The organism is Paracnuella aquatica, from assembly GCF_003332885.2.
GTDB classification, from domain to species: domain Bacteria; phylum Bacteroidota; class Bacteroidia; order Chitinophagales; family Chitinophagaceae; genus Flavisolibacter; species Flavisolibacter aquaticus.
Genome location: NZ_QOWJ01000001.1, coordinates 343,269 through 355,256 on the forward strand (window position 1 = coordinate 343,269; position 11,988 = coordinate 355,256).

Annotated in this window: 10 protein-coding genes; 8 read left to right on the forward strand and 2 right to left on the reverse strand. The window is 49.8% G+C overall.

What is annotated here, in order from left to right; all coding sequences use genetic code 11:
- Positions 1 to 130: 130 nt before the first annotated feature.
- The 5 genes from DRJ53_RS01530 (at position 131) to DRJ53_RS01550 (ending at position 5,783) form a co-directional block, all read left to right on the forward strand.
- Complete coding sequence (locus DRJ53_RS01530) at positions 131 to 565, forward strand: cytochrome c maturation protein CcmE domain-containing protein (protein ID WP_114233818.1); 435 nt, start codon at positions 131 to 133, stop codon at positions 563 to 565.
- Positions 566 to 571: 6 nt separating this feature from the next.
- On the forward strand, positions 572 to 3,037 hold the full coding sequence (gene ccsA / locus DRJ53_RS01535) for a cytochrome c biogenesis protein CcsA (RefSeq protein ID WP_114233819.1): 2,466 nt from the start codon (positions 572 to 574) through the stop codon (positions 3,035 to 3,037).
- Positions 3,038 to 3,110: 73 nt separating this feature from the next.
- Positions 3,111 to 3,758, forward strand: coding sequence for a DUF4294 domain-containing protein (locus DRJ53_RS01540; RefSeq protein ID WP_114233820.1), 648 nt, complete (start codon positions 3,111 to 3,113; stop codon positions 3,756 to 3,758).
- A 161-nt stretch (positions 3,759 to 3,919) separates the two neighbouring features.
- Positions 3,920 to 4,663, forward strand: a complete 744-nt coding sequence (gene bshB1 / locus DRJ53_RS01545) for a bacillithiol biosynthesis deacetylase BshB1 (protein WP_241558418.1) — start codon at positions 3,920 to 3,922, stop codon at positions 4,661 to 4,663.
- 49 nt (positions 4,664 to 4,712) lie between these two features.
- Positions 4,713 to 5,783 (forward strand): fatty acid desaturase family protein, encoded by a 1,071-nt coding sequence (locus DRJ53_RS01550; protein ID WP_114233822.1) that lies wholly within the window; start codon positions 4,713 to 4,715, stop codon positions 5,781 to 5,783.
- Between the two features lie 109 nt (positions 5,784 to 5,892).
- Here DRJ53_RS01550 and DRJ53_RS21450 read toward each other — a convergent pair whose 3' ends face one another.
- Positions 5,893 to 6,048, reverse strand: coding sequence for a hypothetical protein (locus DRJ53_RS21450; RefSeq protein ID WP_175580726.1), 156 nt, complete (start codon positions 6,046 to 6,048; stop codon positions 5,893 to 5,895).
- 313 nt (positions 6,049 to 6,361) lie between these two features.
- Between DRJ53_RS21450 and DRJ53_RS01555 the strand changes: the two genes are divergently transcribed.
- From DRJ53_RS01555 to porG, 3 genes are all read left to right on the forward strand, one after another.
- A complete protein-coding gene (locus tag DRJ53_RS01555; protein ID WP_114234407.1) occupies positions 6,362 to 9,052 on the forward strand; it encodes a 4-alpha-glucanotransferase in 2,691 nt (896 codons plus the stop codon).
- A 154-nt stretch (positions 9,053 to 9,206) separates the two neighbouring features.
- Positions 9,207 to 10,226 (forward strand): dipeptide epimerase, encoded by a 1,020-nt coding sequence (locus DRJ53_RS01560; protein WP_114233823.1) that lies wholly within the window; start codon positions 9,207 to 9,209, stop codon positions 10,224 to 10,226.
- A gap of 158 nt (positions 10,227 to 10,384) precedes the next feature.
- Positions 10,385 to 11,254 carry a type IX secretion system protein PorG gene (porG, locus tag DRJ53_RS01565; protein ID WP_114233824.1) on the forward strand — a complete coding sequence of 290 codons (870 nt, stop codon included), beginning with the start codon at positions 10,385 to 10,387 and terminating at the stop codon, positions 11,252 to 11,254.
- 106 nt (positions 11,255 to 11,360) lie between these two features.
- Here the strand turns inward: porG and DRJ53_RS01570 are convergent, their stop codons facing one another.
- Positions 11,361 to 11,930 (reverse strand): hypothetical protein, encoded by a 570-nt coding sequence (locus DRJ53_RS01570; RefSeq protein WP_123893289.1) that lies wholly within the window; start codon positions 11,928 to 11,930, stop codon positions 11,361 to 11,363.
- Positions 11,931 to 11,988: the final 58 nt, after the last annotated feature.

Sequence of the window (11,988 nt, forward strand, 5' to 3'; positions counted from 1 at the left end):
CCGTTCAAACCCGGCCATAACAAACCAAAAGCAAATGGTTTCTAAAAAAAATCCAAAAGCGCCAAAACCGGTTTAAGTGGTTCCCTGCTGACAGATTTTTGACATAACTTCGCATGCAACTAAGGAAACAATGAAAAAAATTCATATTGTTCTGTTGATCCTGATCGTTGCCGGCATCTCCGGAATGTCCTTTTTTATAAAAGACCTCACCACTTACGAAACCTTTGAATCTGCCGCAGACAAGAAGGAGCAGTTTGTGGTAGTAAAGGTAAAACTGGACCAGTCGAAGCCCATCTATTACGACCAGCTGAAAGATCCGAACTACACTGAATTTTACGCCCTGGACCAGGACGGCAACAGCCGCAAAGTGGTGTACAAAAATGCCAAGCCCACCGATATTGAAAAAAGCGAAGGCATCGACCTGAACGGCTATATGCGCAACGACCATTTTGAATGCACCAAGCTGCAAATGAAATGTCCTTCAAAATACAAGGACAACCTCGAACAACAGCAAAAGGCACTGCCTTCTACTGCTGCATCAAGTACCACCGAATATAAATACTAAGCCCTAATGGATTTTGTAGGCGAACACTTGCTGCCCGGGAAGCTCGGGCATTTTTTGCTGCTACTTTCTTTGGTTTCATCCATAGCAGCGTCGTTTAGTTACATTAAAAGCGTACAGAGCCGCTCTCTTGCCGACGAAGGGCGCCAATGGAAAAAGCTGGCCCGCATCTTTTTCATTACCGAAGCCCTGGCGGTCTTTATCGTCTTTGGGCTGCTGTACTACATTGTTCAAAACCACCTGTTTGAGTATAAATATGCCTGGCAGCACAGCAGTAAAACGCTGGAGCCCAAGTACCTCTTGGCCGCCATTTGGGAAGGGCAGGAGGGCAGCTTCCTATTGTGGAGCATCTGGCATTGTGTGCTGGGCCTGATTGTGATTTGGAAAGAGCGGGAATGGGAAGCACCCGTTATGGCGGTGGTTTCTGCAGCGCAGGCCATCTTGGCCACTATGGTGGTGGGCATCACGTTATTTGGTGTAAAAATCGGTTCCAACCCGTTTGTGCTGCTGCGCAATACCATGGACGCCCCGATTTTTTCGCAACCCGATTATCTGTCGATGATCCAGGACGGTAATGACCTCAACCCGTTGCTGCAGAACTACTGGATGGTAATTCACCCGCCAGTGCTGTTCCTGGGGTTTGCTTCCACGCTTATTCCTTTTGGTTATGTAGTGGGCGGCTTGTGGAAAAAGGACTTTACCGGTTGGACCAAACCTGCATTGCCCTGGGCCCTGTTTTCGGGCGGTGCTCTTAGCCTGGGCATTATGATGGGTGCGGCATGGGCCTACGAGTCGCTGACCTTTGGTGGCTACTGGGCTTGGGATCCGGTCGAAAATGCTTCACTGGTGCCTTGGTTGGTACTGGTGGGCGGCATCCACTCGCTGCTGATTTTCCGACATACCGGCAATGCGCTGCGTACCACCAGCCTGTTTTTTATCCTGTCGTTTTTGCTGGTGCTGTACAGCACTTACCTTACCCGCAGCGGCGATCTTCAGGATACTTCGGTACACGCCTTCACCGGCGAAGGCATTACCCGTGCCCACCTGCAGGTGTTCCTGTTTTCTTTTGCAGTGCCTTCCCTGTTTATATTTTTCCGCAGGTACAAATCCATTCCGTTTATTGCAAAGGAAGAAGAAGCGTCTTCCCGCGAATTCTGGATGTTTGTAGGCTCGCTGGTACTGTTCCTTTCCGGTTTGTCCATCATCCTGATGACCTCGGTGCCGGTAATCAATAACATTGCATCGTTTTTCATCAGCGATTCAAAGCTGTTCACGCCGCTTGCTTTTGGCGAAGACACGGCATTTGCCTATAACCGCATCCAGGTGTTTGTGGCCATCATCATCGGCCTGCTTACTGGTTTTGGCATGTATCTTAAATACCGCCAAACCGGTAAGGAATCTATGCGCAAGATCTGGCTTCCGGCCATCGTATCGGTGGTAATCGGTGGGCTGATCATTTGGCTGGGTGATGTCAATTATTCGGAAAAAGGTGCGGGCTACCTGGCAGCCGTTTGGCTGGCGCTGATCGCGGCCGTGTATGCTGCTGTTGCCAATGCCGCTTATATCTGGACCGGCATGAAAGGCAGCATGCGCCGTTCCGGTGGCGCCATTGCCCACTTGGGCTTTGCGCTGATGCTGGTGGGTATTCTTATTTCTTCGGCTAAAAAGGAAGTGTTGTCGTACAACACCAGTGGCATCTTCATCAATTTTGGCGAAGGCAGTAAGGAGCAGGCCGGCGAAAACCTGACGCTGGTAAAAGGCATGCGCAACGACATGGGGAAATACTGGGTAACCTACGAAGAGGAATCGGCGCACCCCGAAAAACCGCTTTGGTATTACCACCTTCGTTTTGAGTATAAGAAAGACTCGACCAAGGACTTTGTATTGAAGCCCAATGCATTTGTCAACTATAAAGGCAACGAAGGCCTGATGGCCAACCCCGATTCAAAGCATTATTGGGATCATGATGTATTTACCTACATCACTTCGCTGCCCGACCCTGAGAAAAACAAAGACACCTCCACATTCTTGCCCAAGGAAATGCGGGTAGGCGATACGGCGTTTTACTCGAAAGGTTTTGCAGTGCTGCAAAACATCGAAAACCACCGCGATATTCCCGGCGCCAACTTTACGCCGCAGGATAGCGTAACGCTGGCCACCCTGAAAGTGTTTGCAAAAACAGGATCGGAATACACGGCCAAGCCGGTGTTGATCAACAAAGGCGGCGCAGTACTGGCTGAGCCGGACACGATCACTGCCGAAAGCCTGGTGCTGCAATTGCAGAAAATGGAAGGCAACAAAGCCACGGTTGGATTTAAAGAGTCAAGCTCGGTGATGCAATACGTTACTCTTAAGGCGTACAAGTTCCCGTTCATTAACTTGTTGTGGCTCGGAACCATCATGATGGTGATCGGTTTCTGGATCGCTATGATGCGCCGGATCGAGACGAACAAGGTTTCGCTAAAGAAAATTTAATCTTTAAGAATACAGCTATTTTAGAGGTTCGGGTGTCATTAATGCATCCGAACCTTTGTATTTTTAAAAGGATATGTTCCGTACAGTTTTTTTGCTTTTACTGCTGCTTATTGGAGGATCGGCCCTGGCTCAGGTGCCCGATTCCATTGCGCGGAAATGGGGCCCCAACGATACCATGACGGTGGTGGCCATCATTTACGGCGGTGAAAGCATGCCGTATAAAGAACTGGAAAATGTATACGTATCGAACCTCAGCGGCGAGGCACTTGCGCAGGCCATCCAGAAATACAACCGGCTGCGCAATGCGGTGTATGTTACCTATCCTTATGCCCGGGTGGCTGGCGTTACCCTCAACGAAGTGGCTTACCGCCTGCAGTATGTAAAGGGCAAAAGCGAACGCCGGAAGGTTATTAAAAGCAAGGAAGAGGAGCTGCGCAAACAATTTGCCGACCCGCTTACCAACCTTTCGGTGTACCAGGGCCGGGTGCTGATGAAACTGATCAACCGGCAAACCGGCAACAACTGCTACGAAATAATTAAAGAATACCGCGGCGGCTTGAATGCACGGCTATACCAGACCGTGGCATTTTTCTTTGGCTCCTCACTTAAACAAGATTACGATGCACAGCAAGACGCCACCGACCGGCAGATTGAAGCCATTGTGCGGGAAATTGACGGCGTTTGGTACAACAACCCGTTCCGGCCGGGGATAAGACAGTAGGGATTTACGATTTTCGATTGACGATTTACGATTGCGGGATTAGACGATCGTAAATCATATAATCGTCCTAACGTTGACGCTGCTCAGTTTGCCGATGCGGCATTTAACTTATCTTGCGCCACTATTAATCACCAACAGCACGGGTCCGTAAAAAGCCGGATTTGTTATTACGCATGAAGCTGGACATCTTAGCCATTGGCGCCCACCCCGATGACGTGGAACTAGGCTGCTCGGGCATTCTCATCAAAGAACGGAAGAAAGGAAAAAAGGTAGGCATTATCGACCTGACGGAAGGTGAATTGGGCACCCGCGGTACCGTGGAAACCCGCTACGCCGAAGCCGCCGAAGCTGGCCGCATTATTGGCGTTTCGGCCCGGGCAAACCTGCAGATGCGGGACGGCTTTTTTCAAAACGACGAGGCGCATCAATTAAAACTGATTGCTGCCCTGCGTACCTATAAGCCTGAAATTGTGATTGGTAATATCCTGGAAGACCGCCACCCCGATCACGGCCGGGCCGGCCACCTGATTTACGATTCCTGTTTTTTATCGGGTTTGCGCCAGGTAAAAACCTGGGACGCCGATGGCGACGAGCAGGAGCACTGGCGGCCAAAGTATTTGTTGCATTATATCCAGGACCGGTTTTCTGAGCCTGATGTTATTGTGGACATTTCGGATGAGTGGGAGGAAAAGCTCCAGTCGATAGTGGCCTATACCACGCAGTTCAACAGCGCTGCAGGCGATGGCCCGCAAACCTATATTTCCAGCCCCGAATTTTTAGATGCCATCACCGCCCGGGCCCGCCTTTTGGGCAAGCGGATTGGCGTGAAATATGCTGAGGGTTTTCTTTCCAAAAAAAATATCGGCATCCATAGCCTGGATGCGCTGGTGCTGCAGGAAACCTAAAGCACCCAAACAACCATTGTATTTCGTTCATTGTTAATTGTTATCGCACATGTCCACTCCCAAATTTGCAACGCCGCCGCCACCTTCATTCCACGCCGAACTAAAAGCGCGGATCAACAACTATTTTAAAGAAACCGGTAAAAAGCCCACCGGCAATGCCGTCTTGTACTCCAAGGCCATTATCCTGATGGTGGCTTTTATTTCGCTGTACGTTCACCTGGTGTTTTTTACACCGGTTGTTTGGGTGGCTATTTTGGAATGCGTGCTGCTGGGTTGCGTGGTTTCGGCTATCGGCTTCAACATCATGCACGACGGCGGCCACGGTTCGTTCAGCACCAACAAAGTGCTCAACGAGGTAGCTGCTTTTTCGCTGGAAGTATTGGGCGGTTCTTCGTTTATGTGGAACATGAAACACAATGTGATCCACCACGCTTACACCAATATTGATGGCGTGGACGACGACATCGACATCCAGCCCTGGATGCGCATGAGCACCACACAGCCCAAGTACAAATTGCACAAATACCAGCATATCTATTTCTGGATTCTGTATGCGTTGTTGTACATCCTGTGGGTGTTTGTGATGGATTTCCAGAAATACTTCAAAGCCCGCATCGGTGCTATGCCGTTGAAGAAAATGACGGCCTGGGATCATGTTGTTTTTTGGTCGTTCAAGGTATTTTACCTGTTCCTGTTTGTGGTGCTGCCCATTTATACCGTTGGATTCATAAGCTGGCTGGTAGGTTATCTCATTTTTGGGATCGTTACCGGTCTGGTTATTTCGATTGTGTTCCAGCTGGCACATACCGTGGAGCATACGCATTTTCCCATGCCCAATGAGGATACTGGTAAAATGGAAGATGAGTGGGCCATTCACCAATTAAAAACCACAGCAAATTTTGCCCCGCGCAATAAAGTGATTTCCTGGTTTGTGGGCGGTCTTAACTTCCAGGTGGAGCACCACCTGTTTCCAAAAATTTCGCATGTGCATTACCCACACATCAGCCGCATCATCAAGCAAACCTGCCAGGAGTTTGGTGTGCCTTATATCGAATACCCCAAAATGCGCCATGCGGTTGCATCGCATGTGGCGTTTTTAAAGGAAATGGGCAGAAAATAAAAAAGCTGCACACGAAAAAAGGAGCGATGAAATATCGCTCCTTTTTTTATGGAGTAAACCCAAACTGGTTGATTGAAAACTAATGGTCAAATGGACGCCTAAGCCGGGCTTAGATGATGTCCATGGCTTTTACAAAAAACAGCGTAACAAAAGGAATGATCAGCGTAAGCCAGGGCCAGTTGGTGAAAATGGCAAAAAGCAGTGCAGCTGTGGAAATAAAAAACAACAGCCAGTATGTTCCTTTCGACTTTTTTTGTGCTTCCATGTCTTGATCAAATTTAGCGCAAAAATAGGGGAGGCAAGCCTACCGAACAAAAATGCCTTGAATCTGCACAACATCAGCACAAACTTGAAACAAACCGCTTATTTTCGCTAAATGTGTAATTGATACACAATCTGCCCGTTGCTTGCCATTTGCCTTTGCCCGGGATGGGCCCGGTTTTTTATGGGTCGAGAACCGGTTGGCGAAATGTGCGGACGTTTTAAAAAAACGCCACGTCATTTTTCAAACTGGTTACAACCAAAATAAATTACCGGCAGGTACACAGGCTAAACCGGAACAATTCAAAAGAGAAAAGATGAGAATTGATTTTTACATTCGTTACCGCACCCATTTTGGACAAAACCTGTTCATCGAAGGCAATCTTCCCCAACTGGGCGATGGCGTTCCAGAAGCCCGAATGCCCATGCAGTTTTTGAACGAAGACTGGTGGCAGGCTTCCATCGAGGTGGACGAAAACGAATACCGGTCAGTTCATTACCAATACGTTTTTATCGACGAGCACGGCCAGCAGGTAAAAGACGGCGAGGGTGAACGCATCCTTTCGTTCAAGAATTTTTCCGGCCATGTTACTGTGTATGATACATGGGTATTTTCGGGCAGCCCCGAATTGTCTTTTTATACGGCACCTTTCCGCAACATCTTTTTGCCGCAGGGCAAAACCCCGAAGGTGAAGGAGCCGAAAACATTCACGCATTTGTTCCGCATCAAAGCGCCGCTGCTGGCCAACGGCGAAGTGCCGTGCCTGCTGGGCAGCTGCGATGCGCTGGCCAACTGGAACACCGAAAAGCCGGTGCTGATGGCCCGCCACGGCGACTGGTGGGAAGCAAAGGCTGACCTGTCGGAAGAAGCTGGCCCTATTGCTTATAAATACGGCATTTACAATCATAAGGAAGAGGCTTTTGTTCGCTTTGAAGAAGACAGCAACCGTCTCTTTAATGCCGATCACCTGCCCGGCCGCCAGGTAGTGTTGCAAGACGGGTTTATCCGCATCCGCGCCAACAACTGGAAAGGTGCCGGCGTTGCCATTCCGGTGTTTAGCCTGCGCAGTCAAAATTCCATGGGCATCGGCGAATTTACCGACATCAAATTGCTGGCAGATTGGGCTTCAGAAGTGGGCCTGAAGATCATTCAACTACTGCCCATCAACGATACCAATGCCACGTTTACAGCAAAAGACTCTTACCCCTATGCCGCTATTTCGGCTTTCGCGCTGCACCCGGTGTACATCAACCTGTCAAAAGTTGGGGGTAAAAAAAGCGCTGCGCTGGTAAAGGATTTGGGCAAAACGCAGAAAGAACTGAACAGCCTGGCCGCGGTGGATTACGAAGCGGTTATTAAATTAAAACTCGACACGCTGCGCCAGTTGTACGAACTGGACGGTGGCGCTTTCCGCGAGGAAAAAGAATACGAAACATTTTTCCTTAATAACAGCCACTGGCTGATGCCTTATGCCGCATTCTCTTACCTGCGTGACAAATGGGGCACACCGGATTTCAGCAAATGGAAATCGCACCAGGTGTTTGACCAGGCGGAAATTGAAAAGCTGTGCCTGCCCAAATCAAAAACATTTAAGGCCATTGCGTTCTGGTATTTTGTGCAATACCACCTGCACCTGCAACTGCTCGATGCGGTGCAATACACGCATAAAAAAGGCATTGCTGTAAAAGGCGATATTCCCATTGGCATCTACCGCTACGGCGTGGATGCATGGACGGCGCCGCAATTGTACAACATGGACCAGCAGGCCGGCGCACCGCCCGATGATTTTGCGGTGAGTGGCCAGAACTGGGGTTTCCCCACCTACAATTGGCAGCGCATGCAGGAAGATGGTTTTTCTTGGTGGCGCCAGCGGTTCCAGCAAATGAGCTATTATTTCGATGCCTTCCGCATCGACCACATACTTGGATTTTTCCGCATTTGGAGCATACCGACGCATGCAGTAGAAGGTTTGCTCGGTGTGTTTGTACCGGCACTGCCAATTTCCGTGGCCGAGTTTGGCGAGCGGGGCATTTGGTTTGATGCCGAACGTTTTTGCAATCCTTATATTACCGACTGGGTGCTGGAAAACATTTTTGGCTACCATGCCGATGCGGTGCGGAGCCAGTTTTTGTACCGGGATGACCATGGTGCTTACCACATGCAGGAGGCGTACAATACGCAGCAAAAAGTAGCGGCTCATTTTGCGCAATTGCCGGCCAACAGCGATAACGAAGCCATCAAATTGGGTTTGTTCCAATTGATTGCCAACGTGCTGCTTTTAGAACATCCAAGTTCGGGGGGACAGGCATTTCATTTCCGCATTTCGATGGACCAAACGCTGTCGTTCCAGGCGCTGGACGAGCACTTGAAAGGGCGCCTGCATGAACTGTACATCGATTATTTCTTCCGCCGCCAGGATGCTTTTTGGAAAGAAGACGCCATGAAAAAGCTGCCTGCGCTGAAAGCCGCCACCAACATGCTTATTTGCGGCGAAGACCTGGGTATGGTGCCGCATTCGGTGCCACAGGTAATGCAGCAACTAGGCATATTAAGCCTAGAAATTCAACGGATGCCCAAAGACATTACCCGCGAATTTTTTCACCCGAAAGATGCGCCTTACCTGTCGGTGATCACACCATCGACCCACGATATGAGCACCATCCGCGGCTGGTGGGAAGAGTCAAGGGAAAAAACACAGCATTTTTACAACAGCGTGCTGGAAGCCTGGGGGCAGGCGCCGTACTATTGCGAGCCCTGGGTGGTGCGGGCCATTTTGCTGCAGCATCTTTTTTCGCCGGCCATGTGGAGCATCTTCCAACTGCAGGACTTGCTGGGCATGAGCGAATCCTTGCGCCGCCAAGATCCGCATGAGGAGCGCATCAACAATCCCGCCGACCCGAATCATTACTGGAATTACCGCATGCACCTGACCCTTGAACAATTAGGTAAGGAAAAGGGTTATAACAACGAACTGCGCAGCTACATACACAACAGCGGCCGTGCATAAAAGCCTATAGGTTCACATGAGAGAAAAGGAGACCGCCCCGAAAGGGGCGGTTTTTAATTTTATTGAGGCCGGGTTGCAACTTCCACCGGCAATCGCAAAGGCATTGGGCTATTTTTGCACTGGTTTTAAAATCGGTTGACCACTACCCGCATACATGAAGCTTTACTTTGAGTCGCACCAGTTGCCGTTTCGCCACCCGTTCACCATTTCCAAAGGCACCAAAACGCACCAGCCCACCATGGCTGTGCGGCTCGATCATTTGGGCTGGTCGGGGTATGGCGAGGCGCCGGCCATTGCCTATTACAACATTACAGTGGAGCGGATGGAGCTGGAGCTGCAGCGCAAAAAGCTGTTTGTTGAAAAATTTGCTTTTACCGAACCGGAGCGCTACTGGCATTACCTGCATCACCTAATGCCGGTAAACCCGTTTTTGGTGGCTGCGCTGGATATTGCCGGTTGGGACCTTTTTGGGCAAATGAAAGGGCAGCCGCTGAGCAGCCTTTGGCAAATACCGGCTTTGCCGCAATTGCCGCAAACCAGCTACACCATCGGCATTGATACGCCGGAAAAAATGGTGGAAAAAATTAAGGAAAAACCCTGGCCGGTATACAAAATAAAACTGGGTACTGATAACGACCTCGCCATTATGGAAGCGGTTCGTGCCAGTACTGATGCCCGGCTGCGGGTAGACGCCAATGCGGCATGGACGGCCGGCGAGGCTTTGGAAAAGATAAAGGTGTTGGCGCAAATGGGCGTGGAGCTGGTGGAACAGCCGCTGGCAAAAGACGACTGGGAAGGCAGCCGGATGCTGCGGGCCGAATCGCTGCTGCCTATTTTTGCAGATGAAAGTTGTGTGGGCGAAAAAGACGTGGAAACCTGTGCGCCCCATTTTCACGGCATCAACATCAAGCTGACCAAATGCAGCGGCATTACGCCGGCGCTGCGGATGATTGAAGCTGCAAGAAACCTGGGCCTAAAAGTGATGATGGGCAGCATGAACGAAAGCACCATCGGCACAGCAGCATTGGCGCATCTGGCGCCGCTGGTCGATTTTCTGGACGCCGATGGCCCGCTGCTCCTCGCCGAAGATCTGGCCGAAGGCCTGCAATTTAAAGATGGCTATGTTACGCCTTCAGATGCGCCGGGATTGGGTTTGACTGGGTGTCGTTTTTGATATGCATGTACCTCTTTTTTGCACCAATTTTTTGTAGCGAAATTGCCACTGATACTGCCGGGCTATACGATGGCAGGTGTTTTTTCGTTTTAGCCTTGGTGGCCACACAACAAACTGTGCAGACGGCCCAAAATTTGCTTTAGGCTTAAAAATAGATTATGAAAGGGCTTGGATTGATTCTCATTTTGTTGGCGGCTTTTTTTAACGGTCATGCACAGTGGCAGGTCGGTGTTGCCGGTGGCATATCTCAATATCGCGGCGACCTTATTGATCGCTTTTATACCCACCAAATGTCGAAACCCGCATTTGGCCTGCACGTAAAATATGAAGTTACCCCACGGTTGTTGTTGCGTGTCGCATTCAATGCAGGCAAGCTTGTTGGCGCCGATAGCCTGATGAAAAAAGAAAACCTGCGGTTTCGCAACTTAAGCTTTCAATCGAAGATCACCGAGTTCAGCGCTGTGGCCGAACTGCATGCATTCCGGCTCGATGAAAAGCGCTGGTCGCCGTACCTGTTTGGTGGCATTGCCGTATTTCATTACGATCCCTACACGTTTGATACAACCGGCCGCAAAATATTTTTACAGCCATTGGGCACCGAAGGCCAGGGCATTCCTGGCTACCCCGAGCGGTCACTGTACAGCCGCACCCAACTGGCATTGCCTTTTGGCGGCGGCATCCGCTTCGATGTTTCGGACCGCATCACACTGGGAGCGGAGCTTGGTTTTCGAAAACTGTTTACCGATTACCTCGATGATGTAAGCACCAACTATGCCGATGCGCAAGACCTGTTGCTGGCCCGTGGCCCCGATGCCGTATCCGTGGCGTACCGTGCCGATGAAGTGCCCGGCGGTTTTACCAATTACCCCGAAAAAGGCTCGCAACGCGGCGGTGCCAACGTAAATGATATTTACTACATGGCGCAACTGCAGCTTACTTACCGGTTTGGTGCTGGGGGCTTTTTTAAAGGCGGCAATGGTGGTGGCAGCCGTAAAGGCCGCTATGGCTGTCCGCCGAACCCGATGTAAAAAAATATATTCAAAATAAAAGGCGTGATTGCAATTTGCAATCACGCCTTTTTTATGTGCGGATTTAATGTCCTTGAATTGGTGTATAAAAATTGCTGCGTCGAGCTTACAAATCCACCAAAGCACTAAATCCAAGTGTATTTGTCTTGCTCCGCTCAATACCCTTTTTAAAATAAACGCCGACGGTAACGCCTTGCCCTTTGAAAATTTCCTGTGGCGGTGCTAACCTGAAGCCGGCCCTGATTATCGGGCCATAGGTGGCGCCGTTAAAATCAGAGGTTTCGCTTGCCTGGATGATTGTTTTGTGGTAGCCAAAGCCGGCGCCAAAATATGCGCCATACATCGATCCGTTATCGGGTGTCGATTTGGCACCAATGTTATAATCCACCACCATCGGCACATCGTACGAAATGAAAATACCTGCGTCGTTTCCGTTCAGGTCCGATGAAAGGCCAACACCTAAACCTAATGGTGTGCCGATGGAAACCGAATTATTTTCTACTGAAGCGACAATGAATCTTGGGAAATAAGAAAACGCCGTTTGGATCATTGAAAACTCCGACTTTTTCCCCTCGAGGAGCGCAATGTTACCTCCGTAGCTGTGCATGAGGTTTTGGGAAAAAGCAGCGGTGGTAGCGCCGACAAAAAAAGTTGCCAACAAAATTCTTTTAAGCATGTTGTTTTGGTTGTGCAGGTCTGATTGAAATGTTTGACGGCACAAAAATAGAAAAAAT